The organism is Halomonas sp. B23F22_20, from assembly GCF_043496985.1.
Lineage (GTDB): Bacteria > Pseudomonadota > Gammaproteobacteria > Pseudomonadales > Halomonadaceae > Halomonas.
In genome coordinates this window covers 109,163-126,009 of sequence record NZ_JBIEKH010000016.1, presented here as the reverse complement: position 1 = coordinate 126,009, position 16,847 = coordinate 109,163, and the positions used below count along the sequence as shown (strand labels likewise).

Here is a 16,847-nt window from a genome sequence, read left to right as displayed (position 1 = left end):
TGACTCCAGCGAATGCTGGACCACATGGCGTTTGAACTCCAGGGAGTACTGGCGACGGGTTTTCAAGCGCATAGCACCTTACCTCCGGGGTTGCAGGTAAGGTGTCTACAAATTCAGGGGCACATCATTAGCCCTTAGCCCTTAGCCCTTAGCCCTTAGCCCGCAGCCCGCAGCCCGCAGCCCGCAGCCCGCAGCCCGCAGCCCGCAGCGAGATTGCCGCCTGTCCCACCGGTCAAGTACACTGTGCGCCCTGCCGGACCGGACCCCGGCCATGGTCCCGACGCGCCCGAGGCGCGGCGGGCGGACAAATTCTCCGACCCACAGGTTACGTATGTCCCCATCTTCCACACCGGCCACCGTGGTGATCTACTCCGGCGGCATGGATTCCTATACCGTGTTGCACCGCGCCCTGCGCGAGGACCGCGAGGTCCACGCCCTGTCCTTCGACTACGGCCAGCGCCATTCCCGCGAGCTCGAGGTCGCCCGCGAGGTCTGCCGCGACCTCGGCGTGCCCCACCAGGTGATCGACATCACCGCCATCCATGGCCTGATCGACGCCTCGGCACTTACCGACGCCAGCCGCGAGCTGCCCGACGCCGACTACGCCGAGGCCAACCTCAAGGACACCGTGGTTCCCAACCGCAACATGATCCTGCTGTCGTTGGCCATCGCCAAGGCGGTCAACATCGGCGCCGATCGGGTCGACTACGGCGCCCACGGCGGCGACCACGTGCTCTATCCGGACTGCCGCCCCGAATTCGTCGAGGCCATGAACGCCGTGGCCGGCATCGCCAACTTCGAACCGGTCACCCTGCACGCGCCCTACCTGCGCGCCGGCAAGGAGGAGATCCTCGCCGATGGCCTGGCCATGGGCCTCGACTACGCCAGGACCTGGACCTGCTACCGTGGCGAGGCGTTGGCCTGCGGGCGCTGCGGCAGCTGCCGCGAGCGGCTCGACGCCTTCGACGCCAACGGCGCCGTCGATCCGATCGGCTATTCTCAGCGGCCCGCTGCCGAGACGGCTGATGGGGCTGGCGATGTATAGCGTCAAGGAGGCTTTCTACTCGCTGCAGGGCGAAGGCGGCCAAGCCGGGCGCGCCAGCGTGTTCTGCCGCTTCAGTGGCTGCAACCTGTGGTCGGGGCGCGAGGCCGACCGCGCGGCCGCGGCCTGTCGCTTCTGCGATACCGACATCCGCGGCACCGACGGCCAGCACGGCGGGCGTTTCGACGGGGCCGACGCCCTGGCCGACCACCTGATCGCGCTGTGGCCGGACGCACCGGGCACCGCCACGCCCCAGGTGATCTTCACCGGCGGCGAGCCGCTGCTGCAGCTCGACTCGGCGCTGATCGACGCCATGCACGAGCGCGGCTTCGACGTCGCCGTGGAGACCAACGGCACCCTGCCGGCCCCGCCGGGCATCGACTGGCTGTGCGTCAGCCCCAAGGGCGAGACGGCGCTGGCCCAGACCTCCGGCGACGAACTCAAACTGGTCTATCCGCAGAGCGATGCGCCGCCCGAGCGCTTCACCGCCCTGGACTTCCACCACTTCTTCCTGCAGCCGATGGATACCACCGCGGTCGGCGGTGGCGATGTCACGGCCGACACCGTGGCCTACTGCCTGAGTCATCCCCAGTGGCGGCTCTCGCTGCAGACCCACAAGATCACGGGGATCGACTGATGACGCTGTTCGTGAACCGACTCACTCATCTGGACGCTTCACTGTGGTGCCCCCAGCGGGGACTGATCGGTGCCAGCTGGCGTGTCGACGCCGAACTCGACGGCGAGCTGGGCGAAGACGGCATGCTGTTCGACTTCGGCGAGGTCAAGCCGTGGATCAAGTCGCGCATCGACCAGGGCCCCGATCACACCCTGCTGGTGCCCAGCGAAACGCCGGGGATCAGCGTGCAGGACTGCCCCGAGGGTCTGTGCATACGCGCCGAGGCGCCCTACCCGTTCGAGGTGCGAGGCCCACGCCAGGCCTTTACCCTGCTGCCCTGGGATACCATCACGCCGCAAAGGCTGGCCGATCACCTGTCGACGGAGCTCTCGCGTCAGCCACCGGCCCGCGTCGAGACAATCCGCCTGACGCTCGCCGATGAACCGATCGACGGCGCCGCCTACACCTACAGCCACGGTCTCAAACGCCACGATGGCAACTGCCAGCGCATCGCCCACGGGCACCGCTCTCGGCTGCACGTCTGGCAGAGCGGCGAGCGCCGCCCGGCGCTCGAGGCCGAATGGGCCGAACGGCTGGCGGACCGCTACCTGGTGGACGAAGCCGACGTCGTGGATGGCCTGGACGCCTCCTTCATGGGCCGACTGGCCAGCCGTTACACCGCCGAGCAGGGCCGCTTCGCGCTGACGCTGCCCCGTAGCCGATGCGTGGTGATGCCCACCCCCACCACGGTGGAGCACATCGCCGCCTGGCTGGCCCGCGAGATCGCCCGGGAGACCGGCCAGACCACGCGCGTCCAGGCCTTCGAGGGCATCGACAAGGGGGCCCTGGCAGAGGCACGACCATGACGGGATCGACCCACGGCGGCTGCCGCCCAGGCTGCGGCGCCTGCTGCATCGCTCCCTCGATCAGCTCGCCGATCCCCGGCATGCCCGAAGGCAAGCCGGCCGGCGTGCGTTGCGTGCAGCTAGACGAGCACAACCTGTGCCGGCTGTTCGGCCATCCCGAGCGTCCGGCGGTCTGCGCCCGATTCGACTACGATGCCGACCTCTGCGGCGAGCACCGCGACCAGGCGCTGGAACGCATCACCGCGCTGGAAGTCGCGACCTGACGGCGTCCCTGACCTCACCGCCGCTGCGTCGACCGAACCTGAAGACGACTCCCACAGCGCTCCCTGCCATCGGGCGGGGTCTGTGGGAGCCGGCTAGATCCTGGAAGGCGTTCAGTCTTCCAGGTCGGCGGTACGCGGCAGACGCTTGTCGAGCAGGGTCCGCCAGCGCACCAGCACCGGGGCGTCGCTGTGGCTGACCTCGCCGAGCAGTGCACGGAAAGACGCACGGGCGGACGCGTCGTCCGGATCGACCAGCGTCAGCCAGGCCTCCAGAGCGCACAGCTGCTGATGCAGATTGCCATCGTCTCGAGCCTGCTGCAGGGCCTGGTCGGTCAGCGCACGCACTTCCTCGGCAGGATGCCCAAGACAATGGCGCACTCTCGCCAGGTGCACCGCCAGCTCCGGCACGAACAGCGTGGCCCGCTCGCGAGCGATCAGCAGACACTGGTCGAGATAGTCTTCGGCGCGCGCCAGCTCGCCGAGCGAGACACAGGCATCCACGCACCACAGCGAGGGCCGCTGGTAAGGATCGCGGCCGGTCACCTCGACCAGCTCCTCCAGCGCCGCGTCGATGCGCTTCAGCCCTTCCCGGTCGGCGGACAACGCCCGCTGCCAGCCGAGCACGACCCGCGCCGACACCTGCCACAGCTGCAGGTCAGGCGTACCGGTGATCTCGTAGGCGCGCTCGGCGCGCTGGGCGGCCAGGTGCACGTGGCCGACCTGGCGATAGAGGGCGGCGGCATACATCAGCGCCATGGCCAGGCTGCCCGGATGGTTGATGCGCTCGGCCAGGCGGATCGCCGACTCCACCTGCTGCTCGGCGCGGCGGTAGTCGCCCCTCAGGCATAGTGCCCAGCCCTGGAAACAGGCCGCGGCCACCTGGGGATGATCGGAGAACGGCAGCCACTCGATCATCATCGGCGAATTGAGCGGATCGATCTCCTCGAGGTGCTCATAGGCCTGCTGGATGCGCCCTGCCCAGTACTCGCAGCTGGCCCGGGCGAAGTCAGCGAGTCGCCGATAACGGGGATCCTCGAGCTGCTCGGCGAGATCGGCCAGCCGTGCCGCCAGCAGGAAGGCATCGGCGTGGGCATTGCGCTGGCTACAGCCCACCCATAGCCCCCACTTGACCAGGAACGCCTGCTCCAGGTCCTCGCTTTCCTCAGGCGCCTCATCGGCGCAGCTCATCAGCTCACGAGCCCGCACGAAACTCTCATGGGCGGTCGGTGAGCCGTGCCCCTCCAGGGCGAAGGCCGCCTGGCCGCGCACCGTGTGCAGGCTGATCTCGCGCTCTGCCTGGCCCTCCACCTGGCGCAGGCTGGCCAGGCCGAAGTCGGCCATCTTGAGCGCCGTGCGATTGGCGCTGACCTTGAGCGCCTCGCGGGCGGCCAGCTCGAAGTAGCGGGCGCCGCGGGCGTAATGGCCACTGCGCCGCAGGTGGGTGGCGAAATCGCCGGGATGGCGGCTGATCCACACCGGGAAGCGCTCCTCGATCAGCCCCACCACCTGTCGATGCAGGGCCACGCGCACGTCGCGGGGGCAGGACAGGTAGGCGGCTTCCTGCAGCAGCTGGTGGGTGAACTGATACTCGCGACCCTCCTCGGCATCCTCCACCGGCTCGATGATCTCCAGCCGCGTCATCTGCTCAAGCGCCGACGTCAGCCGCGGCAGCTCCCAGCCGCTGCACTCGGCGAGGAAATCCAGCCGGAAGCGGCGCCCCAGCACCGCGGCCACGTGGGCGACTTCGCGGTCGCCGTCGAGTTGGTCGATGCGGCTGGCCAGCAGGCCGAGCAGCCCGCGCGGCAGCTCGTCCAGTTGGACGCTGCGACCCTCGCGGCGATCCATGTCGACCCGGCGGCAGATCTCCTGCAGATAAAGCGGCACACCGTCGCAGCGCTCGATGATCTGGCTGCGCAGGCGTGGGCTGAGGTGCAACCGATAGCGTCGAGCCAGTTGGGTCAGCAGCCGCGAGGACTGCATGGGATCGAGGCGCCCCAGGGTGATCTGCTGGTCCCAGTCGAGCTTGGCAGGCAGCGCTTCACGACCGTGGTGGCTGGCCACCAGCAGGAAGGGGCAGTTGATCGGCAGCCGCGCCTGGAGACCGGCCAGCACCTTGAAAGACGGCTCGTCGAGCCACTGCAGGTCGTCGATCATCAGCACCAGGGTCCGCTCGGCGGCCAGCCGGTCGATCAGCCGGTGCAGCAGGCCCACGACCAGCTCGACGGCCTCGCCGCTCTGGGCGAGCACCGCTATCTCGCGCGGTTCGCGCAAGCCCAATGCTTCCTCCAGCAGCCGCCGAGGCTCATCGTCGAGGTTCTCGGCGACGAGATCGCCCAGGGAATCGGCGTCGAGAGCATCGGCCAGATGCCAGCGCAGCAGCTGACGCGCCACCCCGTAGGGTTCCTGAACGGACAGCCGAGTGGTCGGCTGCCAGCAGATCGCGGCCTCACGGCTCTGCTCCAGCTGGCGAAAACCGACCAGCAACGCCGATTTGCCAAGCCCGGAGGGACCGCGCACCAGCACGCTCTGGCGCAGCCCGATGCCGGCCCGAGCCAGGGCGTCACGCAAGGTCCGCAGCGCCGACTCGCGGCCCACCAGGCTGGGCGGCAGGGCTTCCCGTCCGCCCTCGTTTTCCCCGAGGACCAGCGCCCGCAGGCGTACCCGGCCGTCGCTGGCCACCAGCCGCGACGACAGCCGCGGCTGCAGGTCAAGCGCCGGCGGCATGTGCTGGCTGGCATCCTGCGAAATCACCAGCTCACTGCCCTGGGCGGCGCTCATCAGGTCCAGCGCGCCTTGAGTGACCTGCCCCAGCGGATCGACCAGATGACGCTCCGGCAGGTAGACCACGCGACCGCTGTTGAGGCCGGCGGCCAGGGCGATGCGCGGCGGTTCGTCCTCGCCGCTCCAATGGCGCACGCTCTCCTCGGGCAGTACCCGGCGACAGTGCTCGTAGAGCGCCACCAGCTCGGCCAGCTGGTGGGCCGGGCCATGGGTACCGAAGCAGGCCAGCCCCAGGCCCCCGGTGGCACCCGGCAGCCAGAAGCCGCCGAGATGGTGGCACTGCTGCTCGAGCCAGCGCATCAGCTCGATCTGCAGCGACAGGCAGGCCCGCGACTCGCCGCGGGTGGAGAGATCCGCATCGAGACTCAGGCGAATCGCCATCACCGAGAGCTGGCGCTGCTCGATTTCATCCTCGCGCAGCGGCGCGCTATCCGCGGCCAGGGTCCGCGAAAAGGCCCCGCTGGGTCCGGAGACCGTATCCGGCTTGCCGTCGGACCAGTAGCGCGCCAGCTGCAGGAAGGCCGGATCGGGCTGCTGCCCCGTCAATGCCAACAGCTGCAGGTAGGCATTGTACTGCTCGTGAGCAGCCGCCAACTGACCCTGCTCGGCCAACTGACGCACCAGCCGCTCGTGAAAAGGCCCATAGCCCGAGAAGCGGCTGACCAGCGCCTGCAGCAGCGCATCGGGCAGCGGATCGTGCTGCTCGAGCACCGCCTCTGCGTAGCGGATCACTCGGTGCCGCCACTCGTTGCGAACCTGAACCAGCCAGCGCTGGAACTCGGCGCAGGCGGCCAGCTGCAGCTCCTCGACCAGGTCTCCCTGGTAGCACTCGAGGATCTCCTCCAGGGTCGACACCTCGGCCGGCGCGTCGAGCATGGACTGCAATTCGTGGAGGTCGAAGCGCCAGCGCTCGGGCAGGTGGAAGGCGATGGTCTGACGCGACACCGACAGCACCTCCTCGGCCTGCTCGCCCAGCGACTGGCGCAGGCAATGCAGGGCATGACGCAGATTAGTGCGCCCCGAGGAGAGCCCTTGGTCGGGCCACAGCAGTTCGGCCAGGGTCGCCCGGTTGACCGGCTGATCGTGGAGCAGCAGGTACACCAGCAGCGCCTTGACCTTGTCATAGCTGAAATGAGTCAGGGCGTCGTCGCCCAAGGTCAGCGAGAAGTGACCGAAGAGGGCCAGGCGGTCCTGGTCGTCATGGGTAACGGCGTCGGAAGCATCCCGCATGATTGATCGGTCCAGCTGGGCGTCGCCCCGACTTCAGGCCGGGACGCCGCTGTGAAAACGAAATGCCGTGTCCGGCATGCTGATCAGTTCGGCTTCCCGCTCGGCGAGGAAGGCGATCCGATCGTCGATAGCGCCCGAGGCGGCGTCTCTCGCCAGCATCAGGTAGTCCTCATAGTGACGCCCTTCCGACTTAACCAGACCGCGGTAGAACTTGGCAAGCTCGTCGTCAAGGTGCGGGATCAAACGCGCGAAGCGCTCGCAGCTTCGCGCCTCGATCAGGGCGCCCACGATCAGGATATCGACCAGCCTCGCCGGTTCTTCAGTGCGCACATGGCGTCGCAGTCCCTCGGCATAGCGAGAGGCCGAGATGTGCCGGTAGGCGATACCGCGCGCTTCCATCAGCTTGACCACCTGCTCGAAGTGCAGCAGCTCCTCGCGGGCCAGCTGACTCATCTTGGACAGCAGCAGCGGTTGATCCACGTAGCGGTAGAGCAGGCTCATGGCCGTGGAGGCGGCCTTCTTCTCACACTGGGCGTGATCGATCAGCAGCAGTTCGGGGTTGTCGAGCGCCTCGTCGATCCAGGCATCGGGGGTGACGCAGTACAGGAATTCGAGCAGCCCGGCAGGCAGCAGATCGTATGGGGCACAGTCGGCGGCGGTCACGGTCATCGGGTAGTCCGGTGGTTCGGGGTTCAGGAAAGGGCGACGAGTTCGAGACGACGATGCTCCGCCGCCGCCATGAGCGCCTCGGCGATGCCCGCGTGCAGGGCTGTGGCATCCAGCGGCTCGTGGGGGACGATGCCGTAGCGCGACAGGTCGCGTATGCGGTCGCGGCCGACGCGCAGCAGCTCCACCGCTCGCGACAGCGGCGGCTGCTCGGCGCGAAAGCGAATGCCGTGGCGCACCAGCTGCGCTTCCAGGGCAGTGGCATCCACCACCCTCAGAAAGCGGCCGGCCGCCTCTTCGCGCAGGGCATCCAGTTCGGCCATGCGGCATTTACGCGTCTCACCATCCAGTGCAGCCCAGTCGCGAATCTCATCGTCGACGCGCTGGCATCCCCGGCAGACGCGATCGCCCACCGTCGTCGAACACAGGCCCACACAGGGGGAAGCGATGCGCCCCGTCATCGGTCGTTCCTCTCCGTTGACATCAAGGTTTCCATGGTAACGCGCCGCCCGCGCGCTGACACCCCAACGGCACCGACGACCAAAGTTCGAGCCCCGCCATGGCCGGGCTTCTTAACATTGTCGACAGTTTCTCCTAGAATAGCGTCACCGTTGACCGTGCTAGTTCACGTCGTGCCGACGCCCGCGCTGCGGTACCACCATCGTGGCGCAGCGCGCTCGGCCACCACCAACCAATGAGGGCCACCACGTGCTTGAAGCCTATCGCCAACATGTCGAGGAGCGTGCCCAGGCGGGCGTTCCGCCGAAGCCGCTGAACGCCGAGCAGACGGCTGCCCTGGTCGAGCTGCTGAAGACGCCGCCCGCCGGCGAGGAAGAGGCCATCCTCGACCTGCTGACCAATCGCGTGCCGCCGGGTGTCGACGAAGCCGCCTACGTCAAGGCCGGCTTCCTGACCGCCATCGCCAAGGGTGAGGCCGAGTCGCCGCTGATCGACAAGGTCCATGCCGTCAAGCTGCTGGGCACCATGCAGGGCGGCTACAACATCGTCTCGCTGGTCGAACTGCTGGACGATGAGGCGCTGGCCAGCGAAGTGGGCGAACAGCTCAAGCACACCCTGCTGATGTTCGACGCCTTCCACGACGTGGAAGAGCGTGCCAAGGCCGGCAACACCGTGGCCAAGGACGTCATCCAGTCCTGGGCCGAGGCCGAATGGTTCCTGTCCAAGCCGGCGATGGCCGACAAGATCACCCTGACCGTGTTCAAGGTGCCCGGCGAGACCAACACCGATGACCTCTCCCCGGCCCCGGATGCCTGGTCGCGCCCGGACATCCCGCTGCATGCCAACGCCATGCTCAAGAACCCGCGCGACGGCATCGAGCCGGAAGAGCCGGGCGTCACCGGTCCGCTCAAGCAGATCGAAGACGTCAAGGCCAAGGGCCATCCTGTCGTCTACGTCGGCGACGTGGTCGGCACCGGCTCCTCGCGCAAGTCCGCCACCAACTCCGTGCTGTGGTTCTTCGGCGACGACATCCCCAACGTGCCGAACAAGCGCGCCGGCGGCTTCTGCTTCGGCGGCAAGATCGCCCCGATCTTCTTCAACACCATGGAAGACTCCGGCGCCCTGCCGGTCGAGATGGACGTCGAGAAGCTCGAGATGGGCGACGTCATCGACGTCTACCCGTACGAAGGCAAGGTCTGCAAGCACGGCACCGACGAGGTGCTGACCACCTTCGAACTCAAGACCCAGCTGCTGCTTGACGAAGCCCGTGCCGGCGGCCGCATCCCGCTGATCATTGGCCGCGGCCTGACCGCCAAGGCCCGTGAATCCCTGGGTCTGGCCCCGTCCGACGTGTTCCGCCTGCCCGAGCAGCCCGCCGACACCGGCAAGGGTTTCACCCTGGCCCAGAAAATGGTCGGCAAGGCCTGCGGCATGGACGGCGTGCGCCCGGGCATGTACTGCGAGCCCAAGATGACCACCGTGGGCTCCCAGGATACCACCGGTCCGATGACCCGCGACGAGCTCAAGGATCTGGCCTGCCTGGGCTTCCAGGCCGACCTGGTGATGCAGTCGTTCTGCCACACCAGCGCCTATCCGAAGCCGGTCGACGTGGAGACTCACCACACCCTGCCCGACTTCATCATGAACCGCGGCGGCGTCTCGCTGCGCCCCGGCGACGGCATCATCCACAGCTGGCTGAACCGCATGCTGCTGCCCGACACCGTGGGCACCGGCGGCGACTCCCACACCCGCTTCCCGATGGGCATCTCCTTCCCGGCGGGCTCCGGCCTGGTGGCCTTCGCCGCCGCCACCGGCGTGATGCCGCTGGACATGCCGGAATCGGTGCTGGTGCGCTTCAAGGGCCAGCGTCAGCCTGGCGTCACCCTGCGTGACCTGGTCCACGCCATCCCCTACTACGCCATCCAGCAGGGCCTGCTGACCGTCGAGAAGTCCGGCAAGAAGAATGCCTTCTCCGGCCGCGTGCTGGAGATCGAGGGCCTCGAGGACCTCACCGTCGAGCAGGCCTTCGAGCTCTCCGACGCCTCCGCCGAGCGCTCCGCCGCCGGCTGTACCATCACCCTGGGCGAGGACTCGGTCGCCGAGTACCTGAAGTCCAATATCACCCTGCTCAAGTGGATGATCGCCAACGGCTACGGCGACAGGCGCACCATCGAGCGCCGCATCCAGGGCATGGAAGAGTGGCTCGAGAACCCGAGCCTGATGCGCGCCGACAAGGACGCCGAGTACGCCGAAGTCATCGAGATCGACCTCGACCAGCTGGCCGAGCCGGTGCTGTGCGCCCCGAACGATCCGGACGACGCCCGCCTGCTCTCCGAGGTGGCCGGCCAGTCCATCGACGAGGTGTTCATCGGCTCGTGCATGACCAACATCGGCCACTTCCGCGCCGCCGGCAAGCTGCTCGAGAAGCAGCCCGCGGGCAGCCTGAAGACCAAGCTGTGGCTGGCGCCGCCGACCAAGATGGACCAGCACCAGCTGACCGAGGAAGGCTACTACGGTATCTACGGCCGTGCCGGCGCACGCATGGAAATGCCCGGCTGCTCACTGTGCATGGGCAACCAGGCACGCGTCGCCGCCAAGAGCACCGTGGTCTCCACCTCCACGCGCAACTTCCCCAACCGCCTGGGCGACGGCGCCGACGTCTTCCTGGCGTCCGCGGAACTTGCCGCCGTGGCCGCGGTGGAAGGCCGTCTGCCGAGCGTCGACGAGTACCGTCGCTACATGGGCGAGTTCGACGCCATGGCCGGCGAGATCTATCGTTACATGAACTTCCACGAGATCGAGGAGTTCCAGAAAGCCGCCTCGAACGTGATCCCGGTGGCTCAGGAAGCCTGACCACCGCCATCGTCACCGATGCTCGCAACATCGTAGGCCCGCCGCCCGGCGGGCCGTCGACGACCGAAGCGCCCCGCCTTGGCGGGGCGCTTTTTTTGTTCGCGGGCTGGTTGGCAGAACCTGCGACCATGGCCGACTTTATTCACCACGCCTCGGCCTGGCATGATCGAAGAGATTCCCTCTTCGTTCCCTAGCAAGGACCCCGACATGACTTCCTTCGTCACCCCCGATCTCTGCGATGCCTACCCCGAGGTAGCCGTGCTCGAGCCACTGTTCGTCAACTTCGGCGGTCTGGAGGCCTTCTTCGGCCCGGTGCGCACCGTCAAGTGCTTCGAGGACAATTCCCTGGTTCGCCAGGCCGTCAACGAGCCAGGAGACGGCGCCGTGCTGGTGGTCGACGGCGGCGGCTCCACCCGCTGCGCCATGCTCGGCGATCGACTGGCCGAACAGGCCGCCGGCAACGGCTGGGCCGGCATCCTGATGTACGGTTGCGTGCGCGACGTCGATGAGCTGGCCGAGACCGAGCTCGGCATCCAGGCCCTGGCCGCCCATCCGCGCAAGAGCGAGAAACACGGCGAAGGCCAGCGGGACATTCCGGTCAGCTTCGCCAGCGTGACTCTCTCGCCGGGACAGTGGCTGTACGCCGACAACAACGGCATCCTGGTGGCCGACGAGCGCCTGAACCTGGACTGAGCCCGCCTCGACGGCAACTTGCCGGGCCGGCCGCGACGATGTCAGGCTTGGCACATGACTCCGGCCCCAAGGCGCTCATGCTGTCCCTGACCACGCTCGGTGGCGACGTGCTGCGCAGCCTGCGTGATCACCTGCGCCCGCTCGTCGCCTACCATCTGTTCTTCACCCTGCTGGCCTCGAGCCTGCTGCTGCCGGCGGCGGGCTGGGCCCTCGCCCACCTGCTCGGCCACTTCGGCCGTCCACTACTCTCCCCGGCGGCGCTGCTCGAGATCCTGCTGACGCCGGGCGGCCAGGCCTGGCTGCTGGCCGCCCTGGGCGTCATCTTCCTGCTGCTCTACCTGCAGCAGGCCGGCATGACCCTCGTCGCGGTGCGCCCGCGGGACCACCATGTCCGACTGGCCTTCGAGGCCCTCTGGGGCTGCTTGAGGCGGCTGCCGGCGCTGTCCGGCCTGGTGGTCCTGCAGGTCGGCAGCCAGCTGCTGCTGGCGCTGCCGCTGGTGCTGACCCTGGTGGGGCTGCACGACCTGATCCTCGGCCACCTGGACGCCTACTACGTCCAGCAGGTGCGTCCACCGGCGTTCTGGGGCTTCCTGGCCGCCGCCCTGCCCTTGACGCTGCTCTGGGCGGCGGCCGCCGCTACCCTCTACACCCGCTGGCACCTGGCCCTGCCGGTGCTGATCCTCGAGGAGGCATCGCCCCGTCGCGCCCTGGCCCGCAGCCTCGCACTGACCCGCGGTCGCGGGCACGGCATCGCCCTGTCGATCCTGGTGCTGTTGGCGGCGATCCTGGCCCTGCCGCTGGCCGCGAGCATGGCCTTCGACGCCCTCTTCACGCCCCTGATCGAGAAACTGCCCGACCATCAGGCAGTGCTGGTCCCCGCCATGCTCGGCTATGTGGGGCTCTACGTGCTGGTCACGCTGGCCATCACCTTCCTGGGCATCGCGGCCAACGCCCTGATGGGCGCCTGCCTCTACCTGCGCCTGGCCCATCGTGAGCCGAGGCCGCCGGCGCCGCCTCCCGGCACCCACTCGGGCCGGCTGGCCTGGGCCGTGGAACTCGCGGTGGTGCTGTTCGCGATCGGCCAGGCCTGGCTGATCGTCAATCGCTTCGAGCTGCGCGAGGAGGTGGCGATCATCGCCCACCGCGGCAGCTCGCTGAAGGCGCCGGAGAACACCCTGGCGGCCATCGACCAGGCTATCGTCGACGGTGCCGACCTCATCGAGGTCGACGCCCGCCTGACCGCCGACCGCCAGGTGGTGCTTCATCACGACAGCAGCCTGGCCCGGCTCGCCGGCGACCCGCGACGCATCGCCGATATCGATCGTGCCAGCCTTGCCGCCGTGGACGTGGGCAGCTGGTTCGGCGATCCCTTCGTGGGCACGCGGATTTCCGGGCTTGACGAGGCGCTGGTGCGAACACGTGGCCGCGCCGGCCTGATGATCGAACTCAAGCCGACGACGGGCAACGGTGACCTCCTGGTGCGACGGGTGCTCGACGCCCTGGCCGAGGAGCGCCTGGCCAGGCTGGCCTGTCGCGAGCGCGCCACCGACGGCATCCGGCGAGCCGCCTGCGGCGAGCCCGACGTGCTGGCGCGAGTGGCCCTGGCGACCCAGGCCTACCCGCTGCTCGCGGAGATCGAGCGCCAGGCGCCCCGGGCCCGCACCATCCTGCTGGCCCAGCTGGTGATGCGCGGCACCCTGCCGCGACGCGGCTTCGATGCCCTGGCCCTGCGCCACAACCGGATCGACGCCGACGAGGTACGCCGCGCTCACCACTATGGCTACCGGCTGCATGCCTGGACCATCAATGATCCGGCGCGCATGTCACGGCTCATCGACCTCGGCGTGGACGGCATCATCACCGACCGCCCCGACCGACTGGCGGCACTGATCGCCGAACGCCACCGCCTCGGCGATGGTGCCCTGATGCTGGTCAAGCTGCGCAACTGGCTGCGCGAATGACGGTCGTCAGTCGCCGGTCGCGACGCCGCCGCCCCGCGGGTCGCTGGCCCCGGCCAGGCCGTCCCCGTCGCGCCGCAGGACCTGCAGGCCGCTGGCCAGCTCGCCGACCTCGACCTCATGCCCCCGCTCGGCGAGGGCCGCGTGCACCGCCTGGGGATAGCCCTCCGCCTCGAGGCGGATGCCCCCGTCGCGGATGACCGCGTGCGGCAGGCCGATGGCCGCCGCCGGCTCGAGCTCCCAGGCCAGCAGGGCCACCAGCGTCGTGGTGAGATACGGGACGATGTCGGCACCACCGGCCGCTCCCAGGCTCGCCACCAGGTCGCCGCTCTCCCGATCGAAGACCAGGGTCGGACTCATGCTCGAGCGCGGCCGCTTGCCGGCGGCGGCCCGGTTGGCGAAGGGCGTGCCCTGGTCGTTCGACGGCCGCAGGGAGAAATCGGCCAAGGCGCTGTTGAGCAGGTAGCCGCCGGGCTTGCCGGTGCCTCCGTCGGCCAGCAGGCGGGCGCCGAAAGCCTGGCCGATCGAGGTGGTCATGGACACGGCCCGGCCCTCGCCGTCGATGACGCTGAGATGGCTGGTGCCAGGCTCCGGCTGGCCGGGGGGCATGGCCCAGGCGCTCGACGTCGTGACCGGATTGCCGGCCCTGGCCCGGTCGTCGTCCAGCCGCTGCTCGCCGATGAGGTCGGCGCGTGCGGCCAGGTAGTCGTCGGCCACTAGCGTCGACCACTCGCCCCCCGGCGGATCGACGAACGCCGGATCGGCGACGTAGCGGTCGCGATCGGCACGCGCCAGCCGCGTGGCCTCGACGAGGCGATGAAGCCAGGCCACCGTGGGCCGCTCGTCGTCCAGCGGCGCTTCCAGCGGGGGCAGGTGGTCGAGGGTGCCGAGGATCTGCATGATGGACAGGTGGCCGGAGGCCGGCGGGGGGAAGCCGCAGACGCGCCAGCGTCGCCAGGGGGCGCAGAGCGGCTCGCGCTGTTCGGCGACATAGGTGGCGAGGTCCTCGAGGGCCAGCGCGCCCGGCAGGTCGGGATGCCCCTGGACCCGGGCCACCAGGTCCTCGGCGACGGCGCCGGTGTGCAGCGCCGAACTGCCCTGCTCGGCGACTCGCTCGAGGATCGCCGCCAGGGCAGGATTGGTCAGGGTCTGCCCCGCGGCCAGGGGCTCGCCCCCCTCCGTGTAATACAGCGCGGCCGCCGCGCCGTCGTCGGCAAGCTCGGGGACCGCCGACAGCGCCCGGTGCAGAGGCTGGCTCACCGGGACACCCTGCCGGGCCAGCGTGATGGCCGGCGCGATGAGACTCGCCCAGTCCAGGCTGCCATGGGCGTCGTGGGCCGCCGCCAGCATCCGCAACATGCCCGGCACGCCGACGGCACGACCGCTGGAGGCGGCCACCGCAAAAGCCAGCGGTTCGCCCTCGCCGTCCATGAACAGCGTCTCCTCCACCTCCGAGGGCGCCTTCTCACGGCCGTCGAAGGCCCGCACTCGCTCCCCGTCGTAGAGCATCAGAAAGCCACCGCCGCCAAGACCGGAGGACTGCGGCGCCACCAGGGACAGCACCAGCTGCGCGGCGACGGCGGCATCGATGGCCGCCCCGCCGGCCGCGAGGACCTGACGGCCGGCGTCGGAGGCCAGGGGATGCGGCGTGGCAATGGCGAAGGATTCGCCGACCATCGCCGAGGGCGCTTCTTCCTCGGCGGCCTGGCCGGAGAGCGCGTCGGGGCGCTGGTACTGGAACGAGGACTCGGCCCCGCCCGGTGACGACAGCAACACCATTAGGGCTCCCAAGGCCGCCTGCCCCAGGCGTCGGCTGACTGTCGGGGGACATCTCTCCATGGCCTTGGCTCCCGTGACCAAGGCGATCACCTCACCAGCATAGGCGATATCGGTTCAACGCCGACATCGCCAGGCGGCCAACAGCCCGAGCAGCGCCATGCCCAGCAGGCCGGCGGCACCCCAGCCGAGGACGTCGACCAGGCGCAGGAAGGCACCGGGCGCCGGGCGCGGGCGGGCCGCCATGCCATTGGCGACCAGCTGAGCACCACCGTAGAGCGCACAGGCCAGCAGGGCCAGCGGCCAGGCCCCTCGCAGCCGGGCCAGGCCCCGCGTCAGTGCCCAGGGGGGCGACGGCGACGCGGCGGCACGACGTCCGGCGGCTTCGCGACGCGGCGTGGCGCTACCGCGGCGGGGCTTGGCACGGTCGCCGCGGCGAGCCGAAGCCGGACGCCGACGCGGCAGACGGCCAGAGACCCAGCGGCCGCTCTGCCAAAGCCCCCAGCCGAGGGTGAAGCAAACCGCCAGGGCCAGACCGCCCATTACCAGGAAATACGCCATGGGGCGGCTCCTCGAGAAAAGATCAGCCGCCCATGATGCCAAAAGCGGAGGCGCCTGTCGGCGCCATCGCCGATGCACCGGAGCGGATCTGAAGATCGCTACCACGAAGAGTACCCTCAGCGGATCAGCGCCACCCAGCAGGGTTTCGTGGGAGCGCACGGTTCGGCGCTCCGAATCCTCTGCGCGAATGGTGGGCAAGCCCCCGGGCTCTGCCAGAATCTTTTGCGCTCTGAAGATCGCTACTACAGGGCTCAGGGCTCAGGGCTCAGGGCTCAGGGCTCAGGGCTCAGGGCTCAGGGCTCAGGGCTCAGGGCTCAGGGCTCAGGGCACCACGATCACCGGAATCGTCACCCGCGACAGCCAGTCGGGCACCTCGTCCATCAGCGCACGCAGATCGTCGCGGCGCACCATCAGGGCACCGCTACGGCACATCGACAGGCGTCGCACCAGGCAAGCCGCGTCCTCTCGGGGCAGCATCTCAATGCCTGCGAACAGGGCCGACAGCGGCTCGGGCACCGACGTGGATTCACCGTCGGCGTCCCTCGCCATCATCCTCAGCGGCCCCGTCGATAGCGCTCCCTGCGCTTCGTCCCAGATCACCACCGGACAGGGCGCGGCGAGGATCAGTCCCCGACCGGCGCGCTCTTGCCATCCCCCGGTGCGGCCGGCCTTGCCCAGCAACAGCAGGTCACCGGGCAACGTCAGCGACAGCGTCTCCTCGACCACTCGACCGCGACGCACGCACAGCGAGTGGCGCACGCCGCGTCCGGCCACGGCCAGATCCAGCGCGCGTCGCAGCTGCTCTCCCTGGCGTGCCAGCCCGGCCTCGAGCCCCGCCACGCTGAGCCGGCGAACGCGTCCGGAGCAGCCGCCGACCTCGCGGGCGAAGGGAAACGCTGCGCTGAGCAGCAGGTCCTTGTCTTCGACGTAGAGCGCCAGCAGCTCTCGGCCCTGTTGTTCGGCGACTTGTACCGCGGCGCTCAGCGCCACCAGGCCGAGACGCGATGCGTCGAGCAGCGCCAGCACCCGTGTCGCGCCCAGAGGCACCGGCCCACCGCTCTCGGGACCCGACGGAGGTCGCAT

The 16,847-nt window shown here is 69.3% G+C and carries 13 protein-coding genes; 7 read left to right on the top strand and 6 right to left on the bottom strand.

Annotated elements, in window-relative coordinates:
• Positions 1-331: 331 nt before the first annotated feature.
• From queC to ACGTN6_RS14525, 4 genes are read left to right on the top strand one after another with little or no spacing between them, the layout of a single operon-like run.
• Positions 332-1,045: a 7-cyano-7-deazaguanine synthase QueC gene (gene queC / locus ACGTN6_RS14540; protein WP_394592753.1), complete on the top strand. Its 714-nt coding sequence runs from the start codon at positions 332-334 to the stop codon at positions 1,043-1,045.
• A complete protein-coding gene (queE, locus tag ACGTN6_RS14535; RefSeq protein WP_394592758.1) occupies positions 1,038-1,679 on the top strand; it encodes a 7-carboxy-7-deazaguanine synthase in 642 nt (213 codons plus the stop codon). Before queC ends, queE begins: the two co-directional genes overlap by 8 nt.
• Positions 1,679-2,524 (top strand): 6-carboxytetrahydropterin synthase, encoded by an 846-nt coding sequence (locus tag ACGTN6_RS14530; RefSeq protein WP_394592751.1) that lies wholly within the window; start codon positions 1,679-1,681, stop codon positions 2,522-2,524. The genes queE and ACGTN6_RS14530 overlap by 1 nt, the downstream gene beginning before the upstream one ends.
• A complete protein-coding gene (locus ACGTN6_RS14525; protein WP_394592749.1) occupies positions 2,521-2,787 on the top strand; it encodes a YkgJ family cysteine cluster protein in 267 nt (88 codons plus the stop codon). Before ACGTN6_RS14530 ends, ACGTN6_RS14525 begins: the two co-directional genes overlap by 4 nt.
• Positions 2,788-2,898: 111 nt before the next feature.
• On the opposite strand, the gene ACGTN6_RS14520 is transcribed toward ACGTN6_RS14525, so the two are convergent.
• From ACGTN6_RS14520 to ACGTN6_RS14510, 3 genes are read right to left on the bottom strand one after another with little or no spacing between them, the layout of a single operon-like run.
• Positions 2,899-6,798, bottom strand: a complete 3,900-nt coding sequence (locus tag ACGTN6_RS14520) for an AAA family ATPase (RefSeq protein ID WP_394592747.1) — start codon at positions 6,796-6,798, stop codon at positions 2,899-2,901.
• 33 nt (positions 6,799-6,831) lie between these two features.
• Entirely contained in the window at positions 6,832-7,467 is a 636-nt protein-coding gene (locus ACGTN6_RS14515) for a MiaE family protein (protein ID WP_394592744.1), read from the bottom strand.
• A 23-nt stretch (positions 7,468-7,490) separates the two neighbouring features.
• Positions 7,491-7,925, bottom strand: a complete 435-nt coding sequence (locus ACGTN6_RS14510; RefSeq protein ID WP_394592742.1) for a DUF1289 domain-containing protein — start codon at positions 7,923-7,925, stop codon at positions 7,491-7,493.
• Positions 7,926-8,172: 247 nt separating this feature from the next.
• Between ACGTN6_RS14510 and acnB the strand changes: the two genes are divergently transcribed.
• The 3 genes from acnB (at position 8,173) to ACGTN6_RS14495 (ending at position 13,430) form a co-directional block, all read left to right on the top strand.
• On the top strand, positions 8,173-10,776 hold the full coding sequence (gene acnB, locus ACGTN6_RS14505; protein ID WP_394592740.1) for a bifunctional aconitate hydratase 2/2-methylisocitrate dehydratase: 2,604 nt from the start codon (positions 8,173-8,175) through the stop codon (positions 10,774-10,776).
• Between the two features lie 207 nt (positions 10,777-10,983).
• Entirely contained in the window at positions 10,984-11,469 is a 486-nt protein-coding gene (rraA, locus tag ACGTN6_RS14500; protein ID WP_394592738.1) for a ribonuclease E activity regulator RraA, read from the top strand.
• A 38-nt stretch (positions 11,470-11,507) separates the two neighbouring features.
• A complete protein-coding gene (locus ACGTN6_RS14495; RefSeq protein WP_394592737.1) occupies positions 11,508-13,430 on the top strand; it encodes a glycerophosphodiester phosphodiesterase in 1,923 nt (640 codons plus the stop codon).
• Positions 13,431-13,436: 6 nt separating this feature from the next.
• On the opposite strand, the gene ACGTN6_RS14490 is transcribed toward ACGTN6_RS14495, so the two are convergent.
• From ACGTN6_RS14490 to ACGTN6_RS14480, 3 genes are all read right to left on the bottom strand, one after another.
• A complete protein-coding gene (locus tag ACGTN6_RS14490) occupies positions 13,437-15,266 on the bottom strand; it encodes a gamma-glutamyltransferase family protein (protein WP_394592734.1) in 1,830 nt (609 codons plus the stop codon).
• 54 nt (positions 15,267-15,320) lie between these two features.
• Positions 15,321-15,764, bottom strand: coding sequence for a hypothetical protein (locus ACGTN6_RS14485; RefSeq protein ID WP_394592733.1), 444 nt, complete (start codon positions 15,762-15,764; stop codon positions 15,321-15,323).
• Between the two features lie 321 nt (positions 15,765-16,085).
• Entirely contained in the window at positions 16,086-16,847 is a 762-nt protein-coding gene (locus ACGTN6_RS14480) for a hypothetical protein (RefSeq protein ID WP_394592731.1), read from the bottom strand.

What these genes read in the sequence shown, in the direction of transcription:
- ACGTN6_RS14510 (WP_394592742.1), bottom strand. Translation starts at nt 7,925, where the DNA reads ATGACGGGGCGCATCGCTTCCCCCTGTGTGGGCCTGTGTTCGACGACG.
- ACGTN6_RS14495 (WP_394592737.1), top strand. Translation starts at nt 11,508, where the DNA reads ATGTCAGGCTTGGCACATGACTCCGGCCCCAAGGCGCTCATGCTGTCC.
- ACGTN6_RS14525 (WP_394592749.1), top strand. Translation starts at nt 2,521, where the DNA reads ATGACGGGATCGACCCACGGCGGCTGCCGCCCAGGCTGCGGCGCCTGC.
- ACGTN6_RS14480 (WP_394592731.1), bottom strand. Translation starts at nt 16,847, where the DNA reads ATGCGACCTCCGTCGGGTCCCGAGAGCGGTGGGCCGGTGCCTCTGGGC.
- queE (WP_394592758.1), top strand. Translation starts at nt 1,038, where the DNA reads ATGTATAGCGTCAAGGAGGCTTTCTACTCGCTGCAGGGCGAAGGCGGC.
- ACGTN6_RS14490 (WP_394592734.1), bottom strand. Translation starts at nt 15,266, where the DNA reads ATGGAGAGATGTCCCCCGACAGTCAGCCGACGCCTGGGGCAGGCGGCC.
- ACGTN6_RS14520 (WP_394592747.1), bottom strand. Translation starts at nt 6,798, where the DNA reads ATGCGGGATGCTTCCGACGCCGTTACCCATGACGACCAGGACCGCCTG.
- queC (WP_394592753.1), top strand. Translation starts at nt 332, where the DNA reads ATGTCCCCATCTTCCACACCGGCCACCGTGGTGATCTACTCCGGCGGC.
- ACGTN6_RS14530 (WP_394592751.1), top strand. Translation starts at nt 1,679, where the DNA reads ATGACGCTGTTCGTGAACCGACTCACTCATCTGGACGCTTCACTGTGG.
- ACGTN6_RS14515 (WP_394592744.1), bottom strand. Translation starts at nt 7,467, where the DNA reads ATGACCGTGACCGCCGCCGACTGTGCCCCATACGATCTGCTGCCTGCC.
- ACGTN6_RS14485 (WP_394592733.1), bottom strand. Translation starts at nt 15,764, where the DNA reads ATGGCGTATTTCCTGGTAATGGGCGGTCTGGCCCTGGCGGTTTGCTTC.
- rraA (WP_394592738.1), top strand. Translation starts at nt 10,984, where the DNA reads ATGACTTCCTTCGTCACCCCCGATCTCTGCGATGCCTACCCCGAGGTA.